This is a genomic window from Vibrio sp. S9_S30 (assembly GCF_014694455.1).
GTDB lineage: Bacteria > Pseudomonadota > Gammaproteobacteria > Enterobacterales > Vibrionaceae > Vibrio.
This window is the reverse complement of the sequence record NZ_JAAUWT010000008.1, coordinates 80,954-104,586: the sequence shown is the minus strand read 5'-3', so window position 1 is coordinate 104,586 and position 23,633 is coordinate 80,954. Positions and strand designations below refer to the sequence as shown.

The following is a 23,633-nucleotide window of genomic DNA, read 5'->3' as shown; positions in this document are numbered from 1 at the left end:
AGAAGACAGAAAATGCCGTTGAGAAGACAGAAAATGCTGTTGAAAAGACAGAAAGTGCCGTTGAAAAGACAGAAAGTGTAGTGGTTACATCATGATTAAAATTGAAAAACTGACCAAAGCATTTGGTCACTATAAAGTCGTCGACCAAGCCAGTGCGTCTTTTGTAAAAGGTGAGGTGACGTCCATCATTGGTCCCAATGGTGCAGGTAAAAGCACACTGTTGTCCATGGCGAGCCGTTTGCTGCAAAGGGATGAAGGGCAAGTCTTTATCGATACAAAAGAAATCGCAGATTGGGATACGAAGGAACTGGCCAAGCGTTTGGCAGTGCTCAGGCAGTCCAATAACTTGAATATGAGGTTTACGATCCGCGAGCTTGTGTCGTTTGGTCGCTTTCCTCACAGCGGTGGAACGTTAGATAAACATGACATTGACGTTGTCGATAAAGCCATTAACTACTTAGATCTTACGGAAATACAAGACAAATACCTTGATGAACTGAGTGGTGGGCAGAGGCAACTGGCTTTCATCGCAATGGTGGTCGCGCAAGATACGGATTACGTTTTTTTGGATGAACCGCTTAATAACCTAGACATCAAGCATTCACTTCAGATCATGAAGAACATACGGATTCTAGCGCATGATTTAAAGAAAGCGGTGGTGATTGTGATTCACGATATCAACTTTGCATCTTGTTATTCAGACAACATCGTGGCGCTAAAAAAGGGCAGGGTTGTTGCTTGTGGAACCGTGAGTGAGGTCATTCAACCTAAAGTCTTAGCAAAGATTTATGAAACGGATTTCCACATACATGAAGTGAATGGTCAGCGTATTTGCATGTATTACCAATAACTCTGTTACCAATTCAGCTATACCCAATACAAAGGACAAATTAATGGCTCAAGTGTTAAGTGTTAAATCAAAATCGTTTGTCACTCCATCCATGCTCAGAATTACGTTTAGTGGTGAGTGTGTTCAGGCATTTTCTGACGATTTTGCGGGTGCATACATCAAATTAGAGTTAACCGAACAAGGTCAAAGCCACATTGAAAAGGGTGCGTTAGGCAACCCAATACTGAGAACGTATTCCATTCGCCGCCTAGACAAAGAAAACAATGAAATTGATGTGGATTTTGTAACACATGGCAATTGTGTTGAATCGGGACTTGCGTCTTATTGGGCACAACAATCTGAAGTGGGTGAGCGGTTATCTGTTCGAGGTCCCGGCAGTGTTAAGACGATAGAATCGAATGCAGATTGGTGCTTCATCGTGGCTGACATGACAGGCTTGCCCGCGGCATCGACCATACTTGAGAGCCTAGATCGCAGCATGAAAGGGTACGCAGTTTTTGAAGCGAATACGCCTGAAGATATTCAAAAGATTGAGGCACCGGAAAGTGTGAAAATCCAATGGGTGATCAAAAGTGGAGATGAATCACTGGTTTCTGTAGTCGAAAAGCAAGAATGGCTAGAAGGCAAGCCAGGGGTATGGTGTGCGAGCGAATTCACAATAATGAGACAGCTTAGACAATACTTTAGAAATGATCGTGAAGTAGAAAGAGAAGCAATCTACATCAGCAGTTACTGGAAGCACGGGCGTACAGAAGATCAGCATAAAATCGACAAGAAAAAGGACGCAGATCAACAAGCAAAATAAACGCAATAATATTAAACCGTTCACATTGATTTTGCTTCATAATGGGATGATAATGATTCTCATTATTGTCGGTTTGGATATGGAAATATGTTTGACGCGGTCAGGAACTTTAGGCTTTCATCGGCATTGGAAAGCAGCACCAATGAGAAAGTCATTAACCTGTTATTGGTCGAGAATGACCCCGATCTTAATTCTCAACTTTCGGCTTTACTGTCGTCCCAACAATACAATGTAACAAGCTTTGAATTAGGAACGGAAGCACTCGAATGCATAAAGAAGGGCTCGTTTGATTTGATTGTATTGGATATGGATTTACCGGATATAGATGGTTTTGAGCTATTCAATGTTGTCCGTGAACAGTCAAGCGCGCCCATCATTATACTGACGGCTTACGGTGCGGAAACACACGGGCTGAAATTTGGTGCCGATACTTACATCGCTAAGCCGTGCAGCTTCACTGAAATTTGTTTGCGAATTGAAGCCATACTGAGACGCACGCCGTCTTGTGGTCAATCCATAAGACGCTCGTCTCAACTTACCCATGAAGAACTTATCCTAAATAAGTACACGCAGGTCGTAACCGTTCAAACAAAAGAAGAGCCTGCCGATGTTCAACTGACCCCTATTCAGTTCAAGCTGTTATGGACGTTAGCTCAAAATAAAGGCCAGGTGCAATCTAAGTCTTATTTATACCGAGCCGTACTTGAACGTGATTTTTGCCAATATGATCGAAGCTTGGATATGCATTTGAGTCGAATTCGAAAAAAACTGGTTGCAGAAGGCATGCCTTCAACTCGGATAAAAACCGTTCACGGTAAAGGCTACCTGTTTGTATGAAGCAAGTGCGCCTTGAGCGACGGTTTCGCCTCCTTCAAAAAGGAGCGGCCAGCTTTTTTAGCCTTGCAGTATGACGATCCCCTTATCGAAAAGAAGCCGAAAGCCATCGTATCAAATCGCTTGTTGTATTCGAAAGTGCAGGCGAAGAGATCAGATTCAACGTGAGTTGGTCACTCTAACCAACTTTTTTAAGCTAAAACTAGAAAGAGTAAATTAAGGAAAAATAATGAAAACATCGCAAACCTTGCTGAAAAGTGCGCTTATCGGATTAAGCGTATTGTTTGCCAGTGCAGTCACAGCAAAGTCCATTACGGTAGAGCATCAAATGGGGAAAACGACGTTAGAGTCTAAGCCTCGAAATGTGGTGGTTTTAGGTCAAGACAGCCTTGATGTGCTGGATGCTATTGGTATTGAACCTGTAGGGGTTGTGAAGTCGCACTTACCCGCTTATTTAAGCAAGTATAAAAACGACAAGTATCAGGCTGCGGGATCATTGTTTGAGCCTAATTTTGAAGCGATTTACAGCATGAAGCCCGACCTGATTATTGTGAGTAACCGCAGTTCTGGTGCTATGGAAGAGCTTTCCAAAATTGCCCCTACGATCCCATATTTGGCAGAACCTCAAGACTACTGGGGTTCAACAAAGAAAGCTTGGCGTATGCTGGGAGAGATATTTGAAAAGCAAGACGTGATCGAAGCGCTTATTGCTGACAAGCAAAGCCAAATTGAAGAACTTCAAAAACTATCAAAGGATTCAGACGCTAAAGCTTTGGCGATCATTACGGGTGGCGGCAAACTTGCCGCTTTTGGTACCGACTCTCGTTATGGCTACATTCATACGTTGTTTGGTTTCCAGCAAGCGGTAGATAACATTCAAGCTAAGTCTCACGGTGATAACATTAGCTATGAGTTCATTGCCAAGGCGAATCCGGATGTTCTTATCGTATTAGATCGTGACGAAGCCATTGGGGCGTCCAAAGGTGAAGCCAAGAAGCAGCTTGATAACGAACTTATCAAGAAAACCAATGCGTTCAAAAATAACAAAATCACTTATGTCAATGCGCCCGTTTGGTACATTACAGCGAGTGGCGTGACAGCGACTCAAATCATGATCGATGATATGAAGAAAGCACATAATTAGGTCAATAGATCCTAATAATGCAAAGACAGAAAAGTATAAAAAGATCGCAGAGTGTGATCTTTTTTTTTGTCCTTTGAGTTCCCCCTTCTTTTGGTATGACAGAAGCCGCTAATATGAATGACAAAAAATTCAAATTGAAGGTGCCTGAATGTCCACTGAAAAAGAAAAGATGCTTGCGGGTGATTTATATCAGCCTTGGGATGATGAAATTCACAGCGAGCGCGTTGCTTGTCGGCGTTGGATGCAAAAGTTAAATCAGAGCTTACCAAATAGCAAAGAGTGGCAAGATGCCATTGCAGCACTACTGCCTGAAGCGAAAGGTGAGGTTTATTTAGAACCCCCTTTTTACTGTGATTATGGAAGTAACATTGTGGTAGGCGAAAATTTTTACGCTAACTTTGGCTGTACTATTTTGGACGCCAATTCTGTCGACATTGGCGACAACGTTATGTTTGCCCCTAATGTGCAAGTGTATACTGCGACCCATCCATTGGACGTTAAAACACGCATTACCGAGGGGCTAGAATACGCGAAACCCATACGCATCGGCGATAATGTATGGGTAGGGGGTGGCAGCATCATTTGCCCTGGCGTTACGATTGGCAATAACTCGGTTATTGGAGCTGGGAGCGTGGTAACGAAAGATATTCCTGACAACGTTGTTGCTGCCGGTAACCCTTGCCGTATTCTCCGAAGCATTGAGCAGTAAATATTGAGCAGTAAGTGTTGAGCATTGAGCAGTAAGCGTTGATGCTTTATGAAAGCCCGTTCATTCTTGCTTGAATCAACTTCTTGAATATAAATAAACCATGTGTTCCGTTTACGGAAACCCAAAGGGAGCGCCTGTTCCTTTTGGGTTTTCATGGCCAATATAAATGATTATCTAGGCATAAGTTCCCACTAGCGGAAGGTGTTCGATAACCAAGAAGACATTGTCGAAAATATTGAATGTTTCGCAGCCACTGCATTGAGAGATTTACCGATGTAGAAGGCTTTCATCAACTCGGTACGTGTTTTCTCTGCACTGGAGCCATCAATCTTTGCAAGTGTTTCACTGGTGTGAGTGGCATGATCATTTGCTAGGCTAAAATCCATTTGTAAATAGCCTTGGAGTAATAGCCACAATCGTGTACAGCAGAGCAGATCTTTTGGTAATTCAGCACTGAATTTATCGGCGTGCTCATCACCTAAGGTGTGTTGAATGATGTCGCCCATACTTTTTAGTGTATGGGCTTGCGCTTCAACATGGACCATAAGCTCCATTTGGGCTTTGGTGAGCGTCCCTAAAGCCATATCAAAAGGGCTTTTTTCTGGGTTCTTTTGGCAAGCTTGCTCGAATATTGCGTCACATGTTTTGATGATATTAACGTTTCTGATTTGGTCTTCACCCGGAGGGGCTAACTCATTCATGCCAGCAGAAACTAAAATTTCAGTGAGGTTGGTCATTAGGATGCGTCTTTTAGCGTTTCCCAAACGATCTCACAATCACCATTATCGGCGGTAACAAACACAGAATTACCGGTCAGCATCACCGACAAATCCATGGTGCGAGTGACCAACGAGGCGAGTTGTTCAATGCCTTCCCAATCAAATCGGGTGACGGACGCATTCAACATGCCTATCTTGCCTTGATTTTGATTCCACCAAACAGTCGACTTGGTGTTAAAGCTGTAGACGTGCACTTTTTTTGCCAAGCGGGTGGATTTTTTAATTCGTTCCACATCGGGTTCACCGACATCTACCCAGAGTTCGATTTGATCATCTAAGCTCTTCTTCCAAATGTCTGGTTCTTCTATATTTGAAAGGCCTTTGGTAAATTCAAGCCCTTCCTGAGCATTCAAACAAAACGCCACGACTCGAGCCATCATGCGCTGTTCATTTTCAGAAGGGTGTTGAGCAATGGTTAGGTTCAGAGAGTCATAATAATCTCTGTTCATATCCGTTAGCGTAATACGAAATTTGTAAATGGTAGGTTTAAGAGCCACAATTTTTGTCTTTAAAATAAGGTATGAAGGTATTGTATACCCAAGTAGCCTAAAGAGGCAGTGATGATCTAAATTTAATTCAGATTTCAGTAAGATATGGCTAGAAAGCGAGAGTGAGCCCCACTACAGACCCGGTAAAAGAATGGTAAAAGTAGTCCCTACGTTCGGCTCACTGGCAACTTCGATAGATCCCCTATGACTTTTTATGATCTCATAACTTATGGAAAGTCCAAGACCAGTCCCTTTTCCCATCTCTTTTGTTGTAAAAAAAGGTTCAAAAATATGGACTAAGTCCTCGTGTTCAATGCCTTTGCCTGTGTCTCTGACGGTGATTTTTACCCAATCTTTGTCACCCATATCAATGGGCTCTGTTATAACGGTCAGCTCCCCTTTATCTGGCGTCGCATGTTTGGCATTGATAAACAAATTAATGAAGACTTGCTGTAGTTGAGTCGAGGAGCCCATCACTTTGGGAATGTAATCGAGATGCTTCTTAAGCGTCAGTGAATGTTTTATTTCACCGTTCACGACTTTCAAGGCGGTTTCAACGCAGTCATTGACATCGATAGGTGTGAGTTGACCTGTACCTTTATGCGAGGCTTTCTTAAAGTTATGAGAGATTTCTCGAATACGTTCCAGCCCTTGTGTGGTTTCAGTCAGTAAGTCGCTTATGTCTTCTGTTAAGTGATCAATGTCGATGTTCTCGCGATACGCAATATAGGCACTAAAGCCATTTGGGTCATCTTTGCTTTGCATTGCTAACTGGTCAAGGGCGATCAAATCGCGAGTGTATTCTTTCAACAGTTTCATATTTGACAAAGCAAAGCTCACAGGGTTATTGATTTCATGGGTCACACCTGCCGCAAGCTGACCGATTGCCGCCATTTTTTCCGTGTGCACCATTTGCTGTTGGAGCTTGCTTACCTTGTCCTGCGTCTCTTCTAGCGACTTTAGACTCTGATAGAGTTCCCTTGATTTCGCTTCAAGCAACGCTTCCGTCTCTTCTCGACTCTTCTTTTCTTGCAAATAAGCGCGCTTGAAAGACTCAAGGTCAGAGTGTTCATGGGCGTTGTCTTTTTTCATAGGCACTTTCCGCGTCATATGAAGTACGTCAGTGTTGTGTTGTTGTTGCGTTCGTAATCAATCAAACGCCTTAGCATAACTTCATTGATTTCACTGCCTTTCGTTAACATTGCTGAGCCATTGGAAAGCATGACGTCTCGTTTCAAAACATCTCCAATATTCAGTTCATTCACACCAACGCAGTATTCGATTTCATGCACGCCGTCTTGTGGTCGTTCTTGGAGGACTTGCACAAACGTTTTTACTATTTCTCTATCGTATATCGTCCCAGAGTTTGACTTGAGGTAGTTCTGAGCCGCGAACGGAGATTTATGAACCTTGTTATTTTCTCCTGCAACCATATAGTCATAGTCTTTTACGACTCGGAGAATACGTGAAGAAATCGGAATATCCTTTCCTTTGATATGCCCAGGATAGCCAGTGCCATCAAAATTTTCGTCTTGGTGTCTAACCAAAGAGGCGATACTTTGAAATTGAGGAAGTTGAGAGATCAGTTCAGCCCCAAGGTCGGGATTATTTGAAGGAGCAATATGACTTTGCTGATAGTTCTGACCTAAGCGAACGTCGTTGTCGGTACCGATTATTCCGAGTTTGTGCATAATGCCGCACATGTATGTCTGTTTTACATTGGCTTCATCTAACCCATATAGGATCGCGACTTGTTTTGATTGATAGGCGACTCTTTCTATGTCTTGTGCATTGCATCCCGTCCTAAGAGAAATCAGCCCAGTGATCAGTGAAAGTACGTCTCTATAAAGCCCAGATCGACTTTTCAATGTGCTTTTTAACTTTGTGTTGGATTCGCGTAATGCTTCAGTGCGCAGGGCTACTTTTTCTTCCAACGCAACGTTGACCTGCTCTAGAAGTTCGTTTTTAGATTCCAACTCTTTCTGCAAGCGATTTTTTTCTTCTTTCACTTGGAAAAACTTCAGAGATTGCTGCAATGTGAAACGTAAATTATCGTTGTCCCAAGGTTTGCTCAGGTACGAACTTACCCCACCGTTATTAATTGCTCGTACCGTGTCTTCTACGTCACTGTAGCCAGTCAGTAAGATGCGAATCGCCTCTGGCTGAATGTCTTTTGCGTATCCCAAAAAGGTCGAGCCATCCATGTCCGGCATTTTCATGTCTGAAATGATGATGGCTACCTCTTGTGCTTCAAGATAAGAAAGTGCGTCGCTCGGCTCAGTAAATGGGTGAATTTCGAAGTCGCGTCTCAGTACACGCGTTAGCGCTTTCAGTATATCCGCCTCATCATCGAGCAGGACCAATTTGGGTTTGCTAATTGTGTTAAGTACATTAATATCTTCCATGGCATCTCCAATTTCAATTACAGATATACCTATTCCACTCCAGATATACCTATTCAACTCCATATATACTTATTCAACTCCAGATATACTTATTCAAATTCAGATATACTTACTCAACATGCATGCCAATTAAATTTTACTTTCAAATAGTTATTATATTTCAGTGGGTTAGATTTTCAATGGTCATTTCTCATTCACTCGCTGATTGTAAATAACCTTATTTTCAAGGTGAATCTTGTCGCTAAGGGAAATTTTTCATATTCGGTCTCATTTTATCTGCCTCTGCCTCTGCCTCTGCCTCTGCCTCTGCCTCTGCCTCTGTTGCCTCTTTACGAGCCTGCGCTAAGGCTTCGGACGGCAGCCGGATGTTAATTTTGGAACCTTGATGCAGCTGGCTAGTAACGTCTATCGTACCGCTATGCTGCATCACTATATTGTGTGTTAGTGTTAGCCCTAATCCTGTACCATCGCCGACTTTGCGTGTTGAATAAAAAGGGTCAAAAACCTGAGATATTTGATTCGATGCAATTCCAACACCGACATCGGATATCGTGATGCTTACAAAATCGTCTTCATTCTGTGTGCTCACTTCTACACAGCCTTTTGAGCGTCCTTGCATTGATTGAAGTGCATTTTTAAGAACGGCATTAAAGGCTTGTTTGAGTTCCGCTGGGTTGCAAAAGACCAACGCATTACTGTCTAGATTGGTTTGTATGACGGTTTCACTGGGGTATTCATACTTAATTTGTTCCACACATTGCTTTAGGATTTCGTCGATGTTGTTTTCTGACTGAGGAGAATCTTTTTGATAAACAGAGTAACTCTTTAAACCTTGCACGATATTTCGCACTCGATGTGTATTTGCTAATGCATCTTGTAGTGTATTACTAAAGTCATGCTCTATAAAACTCATGTCGTTTTTTTCTACCCAAGTGCTTAGATCGGTAGTGAGTTGGTTGCGTCGTTCATCGTCTTTTTCATTAATGATACTGAATTGGAGAGCCGCGAGGTTTTTATAGCAATCTAAATACTCTATGGCGGTTTGGATATTGCTGTCGACCGTACCTATAGGATTGTTAATTTCGTGAGCAAACCCCGATGCCATCGTACCGATAGACGCCATTTTCTCGTTGTGTATGAGCTTTCCTTGCATCTCTTTTAATTGTCGATTGGTTTCAACCAGATATTCGTTGTTTGCTTTTAATTCAGCGACTCGGTTCTCAACGGTTGCTTCTAAGGCGTCGTTAAGTGCGTCAAGTTGTTGCTGATAGCCTTGGCTGGTTTGTTCCGTTTTAACCAATGTGCTCGCTATGGTATTGAAAGCTTGAGCTAGGTGCGAAATCTCGTCGTTGCCTGTATCGTTCACCCTAATATCTCGTTCACCGAGCGCTAATCTCTCGGCTGCTCCCTGTAAGGAAGTGAATCGTTTCGTTAAAAATGCCCCTAATACGTAGGAGAAAAGTGCAACAAGTGCCATTCCACCTATCATGATGAAGACGCTCCATTTTTTCGCCTCTTCACTCTTTTTGTTGAGTGAGGACATATCCAAACCGATTTGGACTTCGCCATAAACAATATCGGCTACTTTTATCGGTTGAGTGGCATCAAAAATACCATCGGTAATCCGTTCGGCTTTCATCTCAGGCTTTGAATCGCCTTCTGATCGTTTCTCTTCACCTGATGCGGCAAGCGCTTTACCGTCTTTGCCGAGTACTCTTACGTAAAGTAAATCGGTATTCGTCATCAACTCCTGCGTAAAAGCGTCAAGCGAGGCTAAGTCTTGGCTTAGCACCGCGTCTTTAACCGTATTTGTAAACATGCTGGCTATTGTCTCAGCTCGCTGTGCAAAATGGTCATTGTTCGTTGCCTTAAGATAGTTAAGGGTCAAGGTTATGAGCAGTGCAAGGAGCACCGCTTCAATTAACGCGATACCGAAAATGGTCTTAAGACGAAGAGACATGATCGTTATTGCTCCAGTAGATACGTCAATCGTGAGGTATCTATCGCGTTAACGTCGTCCCAATCTCTCTCTTCTGCTTGTACAATCCTTTTAAAATTAGTCGATGTGGCGAAGGGGGGGGGAGGTGTGTATCTTGGGGTGCCCCAAAGGGTGTTGAGTGGTTCCCAAGCCTCTGGAGATGTGTTGGTTAATGCGCGGTAGAGACGCCCCCCAGCAGAGAGAATGCCTTTAGCCACCGCAAGGTAAGCGGAATCGAGAGACCAAACGCACTTTGGTGTAGATACGAAGCCATCTTGATTCATTTTTGCTTGTGGTCGCACTCCCAATGAGCCTTTAGATGAATGACCGTAAATTGGAAAGTTCAACAGGACCAAAAGTAATCGCCAAAGAGTTTTCTTCATTATCTCTCCAATTGATATTCCTAACCCACTAATAATTAAAGAATAGGACATAACCGAAATATTGGAAGCTTGAAACGCTGAGTTGGCTAAAAAATACGCTATAGATGAGCTTGTTAATATAGAACGAGGTGCGGTGAGTTATGCCATGCGGCGTTTTTGCTGGAGTCGAGTGATATACAACTAAAGTGTAAAAATAAATGTGATACGCATCTTTGATAGATCGCGAGCGTTCTTGATACTGGGTGCGCGATGGGTCATCAAAAAAACAGGGCGATTCGCCCCATTTTTTGGTATTTGAATGCGATAGGGTTCTATCTGTCCCAGTAAGTTTCTTCCAAACTGTCTTCTCGTTCTGGCAGAGCGCGGTTTAAACGAGGGGAGTGTTGGGTAAGCACCTCATAACTCACTCGGTTGGCGTATTTGCAAATTTGAGAGAGAGAAGAGTAACTTAAGAAATTTTGTTCATGCTTACTTGAATTGGGCACATTGGATTTGTGGTACTGATTTGCAGCCATATCGTGCAACAAAGAAGACAGTGCGGCATCACCCGCGCCATTGGTGTTCTTGATTTCAAGAGGACCACCGAGATAAGGTGCAATGTGAGAGTACACTTTTAAAGGATGACGACACTCTTGCTTTTTAATGGCACGGCTAAATTCGTATTTGTTGAACTCCGCAATGTTACCCGGTAACAGTGGGAAAGAGGTTTCGCGCTTACTCTCATCTTCCGTATAACCCGCCATGTATAAGCCAACCGGACCGGCAGTACACAAAACGAGGTCTACCCACTCAAGCGCCTTATCGGCTGCTAATAGAGGATCTTTTTCCCCCGTCAGCGCTTCGCCTTCGTCTTCATTCATGGCCACAACGGTGACGTTCTCTTTTAGGTATTCTTGCCACCAACGCTGATTGCCTTCGATAACGTATTTCGTCCCTAAGGTTAACACAACGGGTACATTGTGCTTTTTCGCAAGTTCAACAGCTCGCTGAACCGCTTGCGGCATGGGATCCGTTGGTTCTCCGCGCATCAGATAAGAAGAGACCACCAGCGCGGCGGATTTCTTAAAGACTTTTTCAGGAATGCTTTCTGGCAATAACTGGTTCATTTGCCCGACGTTCAAAGCGAAAGTACGCTCCCCATCATCAGAGATTAATGTGTAACAGCGACCAATCGGACCATCGACCGTTTGAAGGTAGTTCAAATCCATGCGAGAAGAAGTGTTGCACAAATAGCGATATGCATAAGAACCGACTTCGATGTTTTTGCTCATGACGCCTAACAAAACAGATTTGCTGTCCGCCAACACCGAGTAATTATGAAGTGTGTTACCAATGGTATCGCCAGGGTACTCATGAGTAATCAGGTTGTTTTCGGTGAGTTCGCGGTATAAGGCATCCGCTTTTTCTTCTTCGAGTACCAGAGAGTGGCCTTTACTCAAGTCATAGCGTTGAAGAAAGTCATCATCCACTCTCGCTTCGATATCCACAATGGTTTGACCCACGCCGATAATGGTAGGGCGGCTTAATTTGGGAGTCTGACGAATCTGATTAACAAGTGGATCACGTGAATGGGTAGGGAAATAATGTTTGGACTTACGCTGACCGGGAAATTTCATGCTGATACAAGCGATATTGGAAAAACGAAGCGCGGATTCTACACAAATTTAAAACTCAAGTCACCCTAAGTTAAGATGGAAGAATCTGCCCTTGGGGTGACTTATTTATGCAATTGTTTTTATTGCTGAATATCGGCTTTCTCAATAAATGCTTTTGTTCCCCAAAGAGGAACGGTCGATAAGCTGTGCTTGAAGCTGCCCGTTGTTTCCTTTGTTGAATAGGAAAGGTACATCAAAGTTTGAGTATTTGAATCAAAAATACGTCGAATTTTCATGCTCTTGAAAAAGACGCTTTTTGACTTTTTAAAGACCACTTCGCCCGATTTTGATTTATCGATCTGAGCGATCATTTCTGGCGTAATGTCACCGGTTTGACGGCAGGAAATCGAACTGTCGCTTGGATCGGATAGGCTCAAATTGGCTTCTATACTTGCCACATGGCAGGTTACCCCCGTAACAACAGGATCAACCCAAGTATTCAGTTTGATGTCTTTCAAAGTGAACATTCCCAATGAGACGTCACCGACTTCGTCGCTACTATCGCACGCGGTTAAGCCAAAAGCGAGTAGGGGAACTATCGCAAGTTTTTTCAACATATTAGGGCCTAAATAATTAAGTAGAAGTTACGCACCAACCTACAACATTACACGGCGTCCTGCGAGTATTAAATACCTCTAAAGTTAACAGTATTGTTTTTTAAACCTGCTACAGGCATATAGGTACATAAATGATTGTGGTTGCTGGTGGCGGTCTGTATGCTGCTTGCATGTGGTTCAGCATTCAACAGCATTTGCAACTCGTGCATTTGCGCATTTTGGGAAAAAGGCACAAGCATTTGAGTAATCAAAACAAAGAACATCAAGAGCTCGAAGTACATCAAGAGCTAGTAGAAAGGAAAAATCAATGGCTATGCTCGCAGGTGGATGTAAAGTACCCAACAAAAGAGAGCTTGGCAGGGCGTAAGCTTTACAAAGCCTTTCAATCGAACAAAGCTTATACCACTGAATCAGTGAATCGTTCATTTATCGACGATATTGCGGATGAGATATTTATTGTCGATTTTCATCGCCTGACTATCTGTTTTGCAACGTTATATTCAAATCATTGGGAAGAGAAAGAATCACAATCTCTTATCATTGAATTTCTCACTCAAATAATATTAGAACCAGACTTTCCCATTATTATAGGATTTAAAAATGGTGAGCCGATTGGGTGTGCTTTAGGAACTATTCTGGATAAGAAGATATTGATCTCCGACATATATTTGTTGAGCAATGAAAAACACAATTATCTTAATTTTGTTCAGCAAGTCGTTAATTTTATGGGTGATAATTTTGATGTTGATAAATACATAGTTGAACATCATGAATTTATGTTGAGCACTTCGTAGGTAGGCGTTGGATAACACTAGGTATATGGCGAGTTAATTATTAAGCTTTTGATATAAAAATATTTTATGCGTAACGATACCGTACGTAAGCCGCGAATTTCTTTAGGGTAGCGACCTAGTTTATAATCACATTTAGACAAGAACGCGAGATACATAATCACAAGCATCGTGATCGAGATGCCATTTTAGATAGAAACTCATGTTGCCAATAGCAGTTTTTGTCAATTGATCTTTTCAAAAAAGAATGTCTATACAACACTGAAATTTCTCTTAGAGGAGTTGGGTGGAATATGAATAAAATACGTTGCGTTATTTTTGATTGTGAAGGCACCTTGGTTGATAGCGAAACTTTATGCTGTCAGGCGATTGTTGATGTATTCGCCCATTTTAATAAATCAATATCACTCGAAGATAGCCTGAAACACTTTCAGGGAGGGAAACCTGCCGATATTTTGTCTGAAACTTGCCATCGCCTAAATTGCAATCTCTCTCTCGACTTGCTTGAGCCTCTATATCGAGACAGAAAGCAGTCCTTGTATGAAGCCAATCTCAAGCCTGTAAAAGGGGCAAGCTACCTACTAAAGCAGTTAAAACAGATGGGTATTAATGTTTGCATAGCGTCTAATAGTGAAAGTGACAGAATTGCACATGCTCTTAAACTCACCAATCTGGATGGGTTCTTTCACAACGCCATTTACAGTGCATTTGATGCCAATAGCTGGAAACCTGAACCCGATCTACTCCTTTATGCGGCTCTCAATATGGGGGTTTCGCCAAAAGAATGTATTTATGTGGATGACACATTAAAAGGTGTGGAAGCGGGGATAAAAGCAAGGATGCTGACGTATTATTACCGTTCGAGTCAGCCAGAATATCAAGTCGACCATGAGTTGGTGCGCACCATTTCGAACATCGAAGAGCTGCTAAAAGCACTGGAAGAAAAAGATCCGCAATTTAGCTTAAATTTTTCAGCACTTTAAGTGGTAAACACATAAAGCGCGATAGAGCGCGAGCAAAATTCAGCATGAGCATGAGGAAGGTGAATAGGTTCCGAGTGACGGAATAAAAAAAGACATCATTCGATGCCTTTTTAAACGGGTTTAATGGATAATTTCATCTTTTCTCAATGCACGGTTTCTTGGTTTTTTTCTTCGGGCATTTCTTCCTTTGAAACCTTCCCACAACGCTCACAAATTAAAATGTTGCCCTTTTCCGAAATCAGATAATCTTCACTGCCACAGCTTGGACAGGAACAAACTGGTTGAGTATCACATGGGCGTAGAGCGCAGCTTAAAAATTTCAACGGCATATCAACCTCATTATAATTTTGGATTTTACGTCATAAAAAAGATGTTAGGTCACATTAACCGCTTACAGTAACAACGTTTTTGAATATAGCAGTCACATTTTTAGAAATCTATTTGCGTTTTCGATATGTCACCAGATTCACTTGGAAGTGCGCTAAGATTCAAATTTTTTAAATGAAGTTTGAAAGAAAACACGGTTCTCGCTTGCAAAATAAAATTATATTGCAAGCGCTTTGTGATTAAAATCTACCCAGTTGATGCTAGAAATCCGAAAGAAATAAGAAATTGCGTCGAGATGATGACGATACCAGCTAGCGTACATATTAAAAGGCTTGCCGTGCCTCCGGTGACTTTGTATTCAAACTCTTCTGAGTGAATTTTCCGCGCTTTGTGAGCCATTTTGACAGGAAGGAAAATAGCGAGCACAACCAGTGCGATGGCCGCATACCCCAATGCCATAATGAAGCCTTGAGGGTAATACAAAGCAAACGCCATTGGGGGAAGGAAAGTGATGGCAGCGGTGCGGGTTCGTGATGCCTTGACGAAGGATTTAAGACTGTCCCCTAAGAATTCAAACAGACCTAGACTGACACCTAAAAATGACGTTAGCAGTGCTAGGTCGGCAAATACGGCAATGGCATTTTTGATGGCTCCCGACTGAGAGGCATGAGTAAGCGACGCCATAAGTGCACTTAACCCATTTTGATTGGCAAGGTCATTCTGGCTTATCACACCCAGCGTAGAGATTTGCCAAAGGATGTACAAGATTAGAGGTAAAGATGCCCCAATGATCAGTGCCACCCTTAGGCCTTTTATGTCTTTATTCAAGTATTTTACGATGGCTGGAATGCTGCCATGAAACCCAAATGAGGTAAAAATAACAGGGAGTGCAGAAATCAGTAACCCTTGTTGCAGTGGCATGTTCACCAAATGCCCTGTGTTTATGCCTGGTGCCAGAACATACAGAGCCACGCCCATTGCCATCATTTTTACTAAAAACAACACCCGGTTAATTTTATCGACGGATGCGGTGCCCATGGTAACGATCGCCGCAACGATAAGAGTAAATAGAACGGTAGATGTCTCCTGACTGATTGGAAAACTCAAATAGGACACCAAACGTTGATGGAATTGCCCACCCCCTCCGGCAATGTAAGCGGCGCAAAGTGCGTAAAACAGAAACAGCATCGCGCAGCTCGCTACCCATTTTCCTTTTTGACCAAGGAATTGTTCGGCAAGGGTATGAAGAGTGGCATCATGACTTGCGAATTGATGCACTTCCAGCATAAGAAGAGCGGTGTAGACCATTAATATCCATATCAAAAACATGATGACTAACGACGCTAAAAAGCCGATACCTGCGGATGCAAGAGGCAGGGCAAGCATTCCTGCGCCTATTGTTGTCCCTGCAATAATCAATGTGCTGCCAAAGATGCGAGATTTTTGAGTGTTCATTATTTTTTACGACTTTGAGTTTTAAGGGTAAGTTGATCAGTCAGAAATGAAAGAAATCAACTTAGTACGATTTTAGGAATGTGCCAGAACGGAATAAACGATACAAATATGCTTGTAAACTAAAATAAACTTCATATGTACACTTTTTTTTACATTGGTGTGAGTGGCGATGTTTTCTGGAGGCGAGTCAACATTTCAATGATGCGGCAACGAATTTTGATAGGAATTTCCGGTCTATTGATATATAGCTAAATTGAAAGCGGGTACACCAAAATGCCCATTCGGAGAAAAGAGCATGATTGAAGAACATAATGATGAAGAGAACCTTGAGCTTCTTGATGCGATGGAGATTGGGCTAAACCTATCAAACTATGTGCCAGAAGGACTGCCCGAAGACGAATGCTGATCACTCAGTACCGTGCTTGCTACACATGAATTACCTTGCTCATCTTCATATTGCCGACCATTGCAAAAGCAGTTTATTAGGAAACTTATTAGGGGACTTTGTGAAAGGGTCTCCTGAAGGGCGGTATCACAAAGATATTGTTGATGGTATTAAGCTTCATCGATTTGTTGACTCCTACACAGACACCCATCGCTTGGTGACATCTCTAAAACCCCTTTTCCCTAAAGAATTGCGACGGTATTACCCCATAGCGCTGGATATGTTTTGGGATCATTGCCTTGCTAACCGATGGGCAGAGCATCATAACCAGTCACTCCAACAATTTTGTTCAAGCTCGGAGCTGTTAATTCAGCGAAACTCGCCTGATGTTCTACCTTCACGCTATGTCACCCTGTCTTCTCATCTGTGGGAAGGACGATGGATGGAGTCCTATGTCGAGCTCGAAAATATTCAATTTGCTTTATCACGAATCGCAATGCGCCGCCCAAGATTAGAAAAATTGAGTTTGTGCTCAGAAGTGCTTAGTCAGCATTATGAACCGCTTATTGAGGCATTCGATACTTTGTATCCCGATGTTCTGGCACAATCAAAACAATTTTTTAACCAACTGTGACACCTTGTTCGTCCTAGCATCTTTAGGCAGTTTGGGTATACAATCCGCGCTTCCTGTTACAGCTCCCGGATTTGTGAATCATGTCTTTCGAACAACTCGGCTTACAGCCAGCCATTCTTTCCCGCCTTTCTAAACTGAATTTCAAAGAAGCAACCCCTGTCCAAGAACGCGCTATTCCGCTTGTTCTTCAAGGGAAAGATGTACTGGCAGGGGCGCAGACAGGAACCGGAAAAACCGCCGCTTATGGTTTACCCATCATTCAGCGCCTCATCGAAAGCCCTAAACCACGGAAAGACAAACTCGTACGTGGGTTGGTGCTGGTGCCAACTCGAGAACTCGCGCAGCAAGTGTTTGACAACCTGATAGATTACGCAGAAGGGCTCGACATAAAAATCCTTGCGGTTTATGGCGGTACGAGCATGAACGTGCAAACGAAGAGTGTAAAAGGTGGGGTAGACATTTTAGTCGCCACTCCAGGAAGGCTGCTTGATCATGTGTTTACCAAAAACATTCAGCTGACAGAAACGGAAGTGCTGGTGTTGGATGAAGCCGATCGTATGTTGGACATGGGCTTCATGCCTGATATTCAACGCATACTTCGCAAGCTGAATGATGCGCGCCAAACGTTGTTCTTCTCTGCGACGTTTGCAGGAAACGTCAAGAAAGTCGCTTACAAGATTCTGACTGACCCAGAAGAGGTTCAAGTTACGCCAAGCAATTCAACGGCTGAAACCGTCAAACAAATGGTGTATCCAGTCGACAAAAAGCGTAAAGCCGAGCTCTTGGCTTATTTGATTGGATCACGAAATTGGCAACAAGTGTTGGTATTTACTAAAACCCGCGAGGGATCAGACTCGTTAGTGAAAGAACTCAAATTGGATGGAATCAAAGCGGCGTCCATTAATGGAGACAAAAGCCAAGGCGCTAGGCAAAAGGCACTGGATGACTTTAAGTCGGGAAAAGTGAGAGCACTGATTGCGACAGATGTTGCTGCCAGAGGCCTGGATATTCATCAGCTAGAGCAAGTCGTCAACTTTGATATGCCATATAAAGCGGAAGACTACATTCACCGAATCGGTCGAACGGGGCGTGCGGGTAGTGAGGGCTTTGCGGTTTCTCTGATGAGCAGAGATGAAGAATATTTACTCAAGGCTATTGAAAATTTGTTGGATCAGCGTTTGCCTCAGGAATGGTTAGCGGGTTTTGAACCTAGCTTGGTTGAAGAGCTACCAGAAGACAAACCGAGAAAACGTCAAAGTCGAAGTGCTGAAAAACGCAAGATGAAAGCAAAAATGAACATTCACAAAGGTCGCGGTAAAGCGAAAAAATAGGTCTGATTCTCTCTTACTAGTAGCTTTATTAATGAAATAATAGATTTATTAATAAAATAGTGGCTCCATCAATGAAATGGCGATGAAGCTAAGAAAGTAAACAGACCTTAAAGAGAAGGCATCAGTGCGTTTTATCTTAAGTGAGCGTGAATCCAGCGAATACCGCTTATTGCTCTAGAACGTATAGTTCGCTTGTATGCCAACAATGACCAAATTCCCTTTCACTTCATAGTTGTGGTTACTTGCAAAGAAACTGCTTTCCGTGAATTGTTCCCTTGAACGATCCATGTAAGCGAGCCCGAAATCAAAAGACCAATCTTCCGAGTATTGGTATGCCATACCTGCGGTGTACCAAATGGCAGTTTGATCCGGAATGCTTAAGGTGGTGTCTCCTGCTTTTTCATCGAGCGCCAACCCAGCTCGAAGCGTCATTGAAGGATCCAATTGGTAGGTTGCCCCTATTGCCCAGCGCCAGCTGTCGTTATAGTTTTCCCTTTTTAAGAAACAGGTGCCTGAATCAACCGTACACTTATTACCCGTTGCTTTGAATTCGGTGTATTCGCTCCAGTTTGTCCACAAGGCACTGTAATGAATGGCGAAAGCGGTATTTAAATCGTGATAGCCAGAAAACTCGAAAGTCGCTGGCAACGGCACGGCAGCGGTGCTGGGTGCGGTTCCACCGCCAGGAATGGCAACAACAAGCGGTTTATAGTCAGTAAAGTCGCCTTTCAGCTTTGGCGTAGAGCTGGCACGATAAGACAGGCCAAATCGCGTACTTTCATCTAACTCAATAAGAGCTCCGATGTTCCACCCGAAGGTGCCGCCATCGCCTTCCCAACTGAGCAGCTTGTCTGTGCTCTGCTTGTCAAAAGAAGGTGCGCCGCCTCCTAAAAAGCGCGTCGCCTTGCCCATCGCATAGATATAACTGATCCCAGCCCCTACGCTGAACATGTCGTTGACTCTGTATGAAATAGCAGGGTTGAGATTGACAGACTTAATCGAGGTATCGCCAGCAACATCTCCCGACTGAAACGTGTCTTTTAGATCGGTGCCTAATCCATAATTGGAATATAAACCAATACCAAACGCCCATTGATCGTTGATTGGTCGAACGTAGTAACTCGCAGGAATCATTTGTGAAGGAACAATATCGCTGGACGATTGCGCACTGCTCGAACCAACGACATCGATCGCCGCGTCGAAGTAAATCAGTGAACCTGAAAATTGCGCTTGTTCGAATAATGCCATTGTAGCTGGGTTTCTTCCCATAGCCGTCGCATTGTCACCAATGGCGGCATCACCTGCGTAGGCTCTACCTAAGCCGCTGACGGAATCGAACGCAATTTGATAGCCCGCTGCATGGGCACCGCCAGAACCCAGAACAGCGACAATAATGAGTGATGCCTTCAGGGGGGTGGATCTCAGGGGATTTGCTTTTAACATATGACCTCCGTGTCATTTTATATACCCAAGTAACCTCGCCCTTTGGATCTCATCGTCTGTTCCAATTTTTCGTCAAAGAACTGAGAAAAGACGACCATTCCACAGCGTTCTTTTCCTTAAGCCGAATCATAAAATGAGGCTCTGCATCCTAAGTTTGAGGTTACTTGGGTATAGGTATTTCCATCCACATAAACAGATCAATCACTGAATAACAGGTGACCTCATCTGATTCTATGTCGATAGAGACATGTTACTTTCGATGTCCGTTGGTTCTTTTGTCTTGACGCGCCAAATTACTGTCTGAGCAGGGCGGTGAAATGAGTACGAATTAATCGATATTTGTGAAGGTTTACTCTTTGGCGTCTTGTGTGTGTGGGGGAGGGGGGAGGAAATCATATATTGAGAATCTTATCAGCTAAACAAAAGTGCCATAAGTTATTCACTCGTTTGTCATTTTAGGTCATTAACGTGTCTACTTCAGAATAAAAGCAGCTGACAGGAGTCACTAAATGAAGCGTTTACTTAAGGCAATGACAGCAGTGATATTGCTGAGTCCGTCCGTTATTGCCATGGCATATGAAGCCGTACAACTTGGACCTCGCCCTTCCTATTTAATCGAGGACATGGACAGCAGTGCGCTTAAGCGTAAGTTAGAAAAATGCAGCTCAGGTCCATTTTATCGCAGCGACTTCTCAATTGGTCACCGCGGTGCGCCATTGCAGTTTCCTGAACACACCAAAGAATCCTATCTTGCTGCTATTCAAATGGGGGCAGGGATACTGGAATGCGATGTTACTTTTACCAAAGATAAAGAGCTGGTATGCCGTCACTCACAAAGTGATTTGCACACCACTACCGATGTACTGGCATACCCTGATTTAGCCGCCAAATGCACGGTACCTTTCCAACCCGCGAATCCCTCAACGGGGGAAGAAGCGAAAGCAGAGTGCCGTACCTCCGATTTCACGTTGGCAGAATTCAAACGCTTAAAAGGAAAAATGGACGGCGCGAATGTTATGGCGACCACTGTTGAAGAGTACATGAAGGGCACCGCTGACTGGAGGACCGACTTGTATTCCAGTAAAGGCACATTGTTGACTCATGCCGAAAGTATCGCGTTGTTTAAAAAATACGGGGTAAAGATGACGCCTGAGCTAAAATCTCCGGCGGTTGACATGCCGTACAATGGCTTTACTCAAGAAATGTACGCACAGAAAATGGTGAGTGAATACCGCACAGCCGGTGTTCCCGCAAGCGATGTCTTTGCCCAATCGTTTAACCTTGATGACGTGAAATACTGGATTCAGAACAACCCAGAATTCGGTAAGCAAGCGGTGTATTTGGATGACCGCGTTTACAATGATGAGAATTTCAAACCGACACTACAAGGCATGAAAGATCTGGTGGCTTTAGGGGTGAACATTATTGCACCGCCCATGTACGCTTTAGTGACACTGGATTCCGCTGGAAAAATTGTGCCGTCTGAATACTCAACATTGGCTAAAAAAGCCGGCTTGGACATCATTACTTGGACGCTTGAGCGCTCAGGGCCACTAGAGAGTGGTGGAGGTTGGTACTACCAATCAATTAAAGACGCAATCAACAATGATGGCGACACCATGGTGTTGTTGGATGTGTTAGCGAAAGACGTTGGCGTATTGGGCGTGTTTTCAGATTGGCCTGCCACCACAACATACTATGCGAATTGCATGAACCTGTAATTTGTCGTGATGACTGGAAGGTTCGGTCTGCACTGAAAGGTCAATGTCGGTAAAGGGAAGAGTACGCGCTTCCCTTTTTTCTTTAATATCAACACCGCAATCGAAATACAAAAACAGCGTTCGAATTTCTAAAGCACATTCGGGTTTCTAAAGCTAAGTCGAACTTCTAAAACACACTCGGGTTTCTAAAGCTTGGTCGAGTTTCTAAAGCACGGTCGGAATCCTAAAACATGATCGAAACGATCAAATTTGCTCAAGCTTGGGGTGTGTTGATCAGTTCGGCAATGCGGTTTGTGAGCGTTTCAACATCTTGTGAAGACACATCTTTGTGAGTCACAAATCGAATAGGGTTGCTAGGGCTTATTGTGATCCCGTGCTCTTTGAGCTTGTTCGCAATGTTAGCGATATCAATATGCTCATCCAGTTTTGCAAACACAATATTGGTTTGGACTAATTCCGGCTTTACATGAAATCCGGGAATGGCGGCCAAATTTAATGCCAACTGTTTCGCATGCTTATGATCCAATTTGAGTTGCTCGACTTGCTCTGTCATGGCCAGTTTCCCAGCGGCAGCGAGCATACCGACTTGTCGCATTGCGCCACCAAGCATCTTTCGAATACGACGCGCTTTATTGATCAATGTCTTATCACCGAGGAGGAGTGAACCAATCGGTGCAGACAACCCCTTAGATAGGCAAATGGTCATGGAATCAAAGTGCTTGGCTATTTCCAGTATATCCACATCCAAAGCAACCGCGGCATTGTAAACACGAGCACCATCAAGATGGAGTTGTAATCCATGCTGGCGTGTAAACGCACGCGCCTCTTCTAAATAGCTGAGTGGCAGCACTTTTCCGTTAATGGTGTTTTCTAAGCTCATTAATCTTGTCTGAGCAAAGTGAAAATCATCCGGCTTGATCGCCGCCGCCGCTTTACTTAGGCATATCGTGCCGTCTGGTTCATTCTCTATGGGTTGAGGATGAATGGAGCCTAGTACGGCCGCCCCTCCACCTTCATACCTGTAGTTGTGCGCTTGTTGACCACAAAGGTATTCGTCTCCACGGCCACAATGGCTCATTAAGGCAAGTAAGTTTGCTTGTGTGCCAGAGCTGGTAAATATGGCTGCCTCAAAGCCGTGTCTTTTCGCTGCCCATTCTTCTAACTCATTGACCGTAGGGTCGTCCCCATAGACATCGTCGCCCAACAGGGCTTCCGACATGGCTTTTTTCATGCTTGGAGTAGGTAATGTCACGGTGTCAGAACGAAAATCCATAGTATTTAATCCTTCAAATACCCACACAATTTAGCTTTGTAAATGCAGGCGATGGTTTTGGCATCAGTGAGTTCGCCTTGTCTGATAGCGGCTTCGATTTCACTTATAGAATAGGTAAGAAGCTCAATAACTTCATCATCATCACAGGCGAGGCGATTGGTTTGTTTAAGATTTTTTGCGACGAATAAATGTTGAATTTCATCACAGAACCCTGCGAGTGGCGTGACTTGCCCTAACGCGTGCCATTCAGAGGCACTGTATCCGGTTTCTTCTTCCAGCTCTCTTTTCGCACAGGTTGCAGGGGATTCGTTGAGTTCTTTGGTTCCGGCGGGCACTTCTAGCAACCATTTTTTTAATGCTGGTCGATATTGCTTAATCAGCAAAATACTACCATCCGAAAGAATCGGCAGTATAACGGCGGCACCGGGATGCACAATGGTGGTATGAGTGATGTGATTTCCATTAGGAAGAGGCACATCCTCTTCGCAAAGCGCGATATTTTTCCAACTGTGGATTGTGCGAGACATGGCTTTTCCATCGCTTTTTTATTGATACTGCCTGTCTGTTCGTTGTTTTGTAAAGCTCCGATAGGGAAAAAAGTCCAACTTTTGACGTTTCTATTACAAGCATCAATGTGTATTTGATAAAAACCTCATTTATGTAATCAAAGATTTCCTTTTCATAGTTTTTCTGTATATCTGCT

General features: G+C 43.5%; 22 protein-coding genes. 10 read left to right on the top strand and 12 right to left on the bottom strand.

Features of this window, described 5'->3' with window-relative positions; genetic code table 11:
• Window positions 1-91 precede the first annotated feature (91 nt).
• The 5 genes from HC752_RS11470 (at window position 92) to HC752_RS11450 (ending at window position 4,342) form a co-directional block, all read left to right on the top strand.
• Window positions 92-850: an iron ABC transporter ATP-binding protein gene (locus HC752_RS11470; protein WP_190335259.1), complete on the top strand. Its 759-nt coding sequence runs from the start codon at window positions 92-94 to the stop codon at window positions 848-850.
• Window positions 851-893: 43 nt separating this feature from the next.
• Window positions 894-1,655, top strand: coding sequence for a siderophore-interacting protein (locus HC752_RS11465; protein WP_190335258.1), 762 nt, complete (start codon window positions 894-896; stop codon window positions 1,653-1,655).
• A gap of 87 nt (window positions 1,656-1,742) precedes the next feature.
• Entirely contained in the window at window positions 1,743-2,492 is a 750-nt protein-coding gene (locus tag HC752_RS11460; RefSeq protein ID WP_190335257.1) for a response regulator transcription factor, read from the top strand.
• Window positions 2,493-2,718: 226 nt separating this feature from the next.
• Window positions 2,719-3,633, top strand: a complete 915-nt coding sequence (locus HC752_RS11455) for a siderophore ABC transporter substrate-binding protein (RefSeq protein WP_190335256.1) — start codon at window positions 2,719-2,721, stop codon at window positions 3,631-3,633.
• A 148-nt stretch (window positions 3,634-3,781) separates the two neighbouring features.
• On the top strand, window positions 3,782-4,342 hold the full coding sequence (locus tag HC752_RS11450; protein ID WP_190335255.1) for a sugar O-acetyltransferase: 561 nt from the start codon (window positions 3,782-3,784) through the stop codon (window positions 4,340-4,342).
• Window positions 4,343-4,533: 191 nt separating this feature from the next.
• On the opposite strand, the gene HC752_RS11445 is transcribed toward HC752_RS11450, so the two are convergent.
• The 8 genes from HC752_RS11445 to HC752_RS11410 form a co-directional block, all read right to left on the bottom strand.
• Window positions 4,534-5,079 carry a hypothetical protein gene (locus HC752_RS11445; protein ID WP_190335254.1) on the bottom strand — a complete coding sequence of 182 codons (546 nt, stop codon included), beginning with the start codon at window positions 5,077-5,079 and terminating at the stop codon, window positions 4,534-4,536.
• Window positions 5,079-5,618, bottom strand: coding sequence for a YaeQ family protein (locus HC752_RS11440; RefSeq protein ID WP_190335253.1), 540 nt, complete (start codon window positions 5,616-5,618; stop codon window positions 5,079-5,081). Before HC752_RS11440 ends, HC752_RS11445 begins: the two co-directional genes overlap by 1 nt.
• 123 nt (window positions 5,619-5,741) lie before the next feature.
• The gene (locus HC752_RS11435; RefSeq protein WP_190335252.1) at window positions 5,742-6,701 is read right to left on the bottom strand and encodes a sensor histidine kinase; all 960 of its coding nucleotides are present in this window, start codon (window positions 6,699-6,701) and stop codon (window positions 5,742-5,744) included.
• Between the two features lie 14 nt (window positions 6,702-6,715).
• Window positions 6,716-8,014, bottom strand: coding sequence for an HD domain-containing phosphohydrolase (locus tag HC752_RS11430; protein WP_190335251.1), 1,299 nt, complete (start codon window positions 8,012-8,014; stop codon window positions 6,716-6,718).
• Window positions 8,015-8,255: 241 nt separating this feature from the next.
• Window positions 8,256-9,974, bottom strand: coding sequence for a sensor histidine kinase (locus HC752_RS11425; protein ID WP_190335250.1), 1,719 nt, complete (start codon window positions 9,972-9,974; stop codon window positions 8,256-8,258).
• A gap of 5 nt (window positions 9,975-9,979) precedes the next feature.
• Window positions 9,980-10,375, bottom strand: a complete 396-nt coding sequence (locus HC752_RS11420) for a hypothetical protein (RefSeq protein WP_190335249.1) — start codon at window positions 10,373-10,375, stop codon at window positions 9,980-9,982.
• Between the two features lie 311 nt (window positions 10,376-10,686).
• Window positions 10,687-11,991, bottom strand: a complete 1,305-nt coding sequence (locus HC752_RS11415; protein WP_190335248.1) for an inosine/guanosine kinase — start codon at window positions 11,989-11,991, stop codon at window positions 10,687-10,689.
• Between the two features lie 119 nt (window positions 11,992-12,110).
• Complete coding sequence (locus tag HC752_RS11410) at window positions 12,111-12,587, bottom strand: CreA family protein (protein WP_190335247.1); 477 nt, start codon at window positions 12,585-12,587, stop codon at window positions 12,111-12,113.
• Between the two features lie 131 nt (window positions 12,588-12,718).
• Here HC752_RS11410 and HC752_RS11405 point away from each other — a divergent pair, with 131 nt between their 5' ends.
• Together HC752_RS11405 and HC752_RS11400 are read left to right on the top strand one after the other, a co-directional pair.
• Entirely contained in the window at window positions 12,719-13,381 is a 663-nt protein-coding gene (locus HC752_RS11405; protein WP_190335246.1) for a flavodoxin, read from the top strand.
• Between the two features lie 290 nt (window positions 13,382-13,671).
• Complete coding sequence (locus tag HC752_RS11400; protein WP_190335245.1) at window positions 13,672-14,361, top strand: HAD-IA family hydrolase; 690 nt, start codon at window positions 13,672-13,674, stop codon at window positions 14,359-14,361.
• A 573-nt stretch (window positions 14,362-14,934) separates the two neighbouring features.
• Here HC752_RS11400 and HC752_RS11395 read toward each other — a convergent pair.
• Window positions 14,935-16,143 carry an aromatic amino acid transport family protein gene (locus HC752_RS11395; RefSeq protein WP_190335244.1) on the bottom strand — a complete coding sequence of 403 codons (1,209 nt, stop codon included), beginning with the start codon at window positions 16,141-16,143 and terminating at the stop codon, window positions 14,935-14,937.
• Window positions 16,144-16,514: 371 nt separating this feature from the next.
• Between HC752_RS11395 and HC752_RS11390 the strand changes: the two genes are divergently transcribed.
• On the top strand, window positions 16,515-17,162 hold the full coding sequence (locus HC752_RS11390) for an acyl carrier protein phosphodiesterase (RefSeq protein ID WP_446751436.1): 648 nt from the start codon (window positions 16,515-16,517) through the stop codon (window positions 17,160-17,162).
• An 80-nt stretch (window positions 17,163-17,242) separates the two neighbouring features.
• The gene (locus HC752_RS11385; RefSeq protein ID WP_190335242.1) at window positions 17,243-18,493 is read left to right on the top strand and encodes a DEAD/DEAH box helicase; all 1,251 of its coding nucleotides are present in this window, start codon (window positions 17,243-17,245) and stop codon (window positions 18,491-18,493) included.
• A 174-nt stretch (window positions 18,494-18,667) separates the two neighbouring features.
• On the opposite strand, the gene HC752_RS11380 is transcribed toward HC752_RS11385, so the two are convergent.
• Window positions 18,668-19,936: an outer membrane protein transport protein gene (locus tag HC752_RS11380; RefSeq protein ID WP_190335241.1), complete on the bottom strand. Its 1,269-nt coding sequence runs from the start codon at window positions 19,934-19,936 to the stop codon at window positions 18,668-18,670.
• A 509-nt stretch (window positions 19,937-20,445) separates the two neighbouring features.
• Between HC752_RS11380 and HC752_RS11375 the strand changes: the two genes are divergently transcribed.
• Window positions 20,446-21,657, top strand: coding sequence for a glycerophosphodiester phosphodiesterase family protein (locus tag HC752_RS11375; protein WP_190335240.1), 1,212 nt, complete (start codon window positions 20,446-20,448; stop codon window positions 21,655-21,657).
• Between the two features lie 253 nt (window positions 21,658-21,910).
• On the opposite strand, the gene ltaE is transcribed toward HC752_RS11375, so the two are convergent.
• Together ltaE and HC752_RS11365 are read right to left on the bottom strand one after the other, a co-directional pair.
• Window positions 21,911-22,930: a low-specificity L-threonine aldolase gene (ltaE, locus tag HC752_RS11370; RefSeq protein ID WP_190335239.1), complete on the bottom strand. Its 1,020-nt coding sequence runs from the start codon at window positions 22,928-22,930 to the stop codon at window positions 21,911-21,913.
• A gap of 5 nt (window positions 22,931-22,935) precedes the next feature.
• Window positions 22,936-23,457 (bottom strand): NUDIX hydrolase, encoded by a 522-nt coding sequence (locus tag HC752_RS11365; protein WP_190335238.1) that lies wholly within the window; start codon window positions 23,455-23,457, stop codon window positions 22,936-22,938.
• Window positions 23,458-23,633 lie beyond the last annotated feature (176 nt).

Coding starts and splice junctions, on each gene's coding strand:
- HC752_RS11410 (WP_190335247.1), bottom strand. CDS start 12,587: ATGTTGAAAAAACTTGCGATAGTTCCCCTACTCGCTTTTGGCTTAACC.
- HC752_RS11415 (WP_190335248.1), bottom strand. CDS start 11,991: ATGAAATTTCCCGGTCAGCGTAAGTCCAAACATTATTTCCCTACCCAT.
- HC752_RS11455 (WP_190335256.1), top strand. CDS start 2,719: ATGAAAACATCGCAAACCTTGCTGAAAAGTGCGCTTATCGGATTAAGC.
- HC752_RS11400 (WP_190335245.1), top strand. CDS start 13,672: ATGAATAAAATACGTTGCGTTATTTTTGATTGTGAAGGCACCTTGGTT.
- HC752_RS11470 (WP_190335259.1), top strand. CDS start 92: ATGATTAAAATTGAAAAACTGACCAAAGCATTTGGTCACTATAAAGTC.
- HC752_RS11385 (WP_190335242.1), top strand. CDS start 17,243: ATGTCTTTCGAACAACTCGGCTTACAGCCAGCCATTCTTTCCCGCCTT.
- HC752_RS11450 (WP_190335255.1), top strand. CDS start 3,782: ATGTCCACTGAAAAAGAAAAGATGCTTGCGGGTGATTTATATCAGCCT.
- HC752_RS11445 (WP_190335254.1), bottom strand. CDS start 5,079: ATGACCAACCTCACTGAAATTTTAGTTTCTGCTGGCATGAATGAGTTA.
- HC752_RS11395 (WP_190335244.1), bottom strand. CDS start 16,143: ATGAACACTCAAAAATCTCGCATCTTTGGCAGCACATTGATTATTGCA.
- HC752_RS11460 (WP_190335257.1), top strand. CDS start 1,743: ATGTTTGACGCGGTCAGGAACTTTAGGCTTTCATCGGCATTGGAAAGC.
- HC752_RS11425 (WP_190335250.1), bottom strand. CDS start 9,974: ATGTCTCTTCGTCTTAAGACCATTTTCGGTATCGCGTTAATTGAAGCG.
- HC752_RS11430 (WP_190335251.1), bottom strand. CDS start 8,014: ATGGAAGATATTAATGTACTTAACACAATTAGCAAACCCAAATTGGTC.
- HC752_RS11365 (WP_190335238.1), bottom strand. CDS start 23,457: ATGTCTCGCACAATCCACAGTTGGAAAAATATCGCGCTTTGCGAAGAG.
- HC752_RS11375 (WP_190335240.1), top strand. CDS start 20,446: ATGAAGCGTTTACTTAAGGCAATGACAGCAGTGATATTGCTGAGTCCG.
- HC752_RS11390 (WP_446751436.1), top strand. CDS start 16,515: ATGTGCCAGAAGGACTGCCCGAAGACGAATGCTGATCACTCAGTACCG.
- HC752_RS11420 (WP_190335249.1), bottom strand. CDS start 10,375: ATGAAGAAAACTCTTTGGCGATTACTTTTGGTCCTGTTGAACTTTCCA.
- HC752_RS11435 (WP_190335252.1), bottom strand. CDS start 6,701: ATGAAAAAAGACAACGCCCATGAACACTCTGACCTTGAGTCTTTCAAG.
- HC752_RS11380 (WP_190335241.1), bottom strand. CDS start 19,936: ATGTTAAAAGCAAATCCCCTGAGATCCACCCCCCTGAAGGCATCACTC.
- HC752_RS11465 (WP_190335258.1), top strand. CDS start 894: ATGGCTCAAGTGTTAAGTGTTAAATCAAAATCGTTTGTCACTCCATCC.
- HC752_RS11405 (WP_190335246.1), top strand. CDS start 12,719: ATGATTGTGGTTGCTGGTGGCGGTCTGTATGCTGCTTGCATGTGGTTC.
- ltaE (WP_190335239.1), bottom strand. CDS start 22,930: ATGGATTTTCGTTCTGACACCGTGACATTACCTACTCCAAGCATGAAA.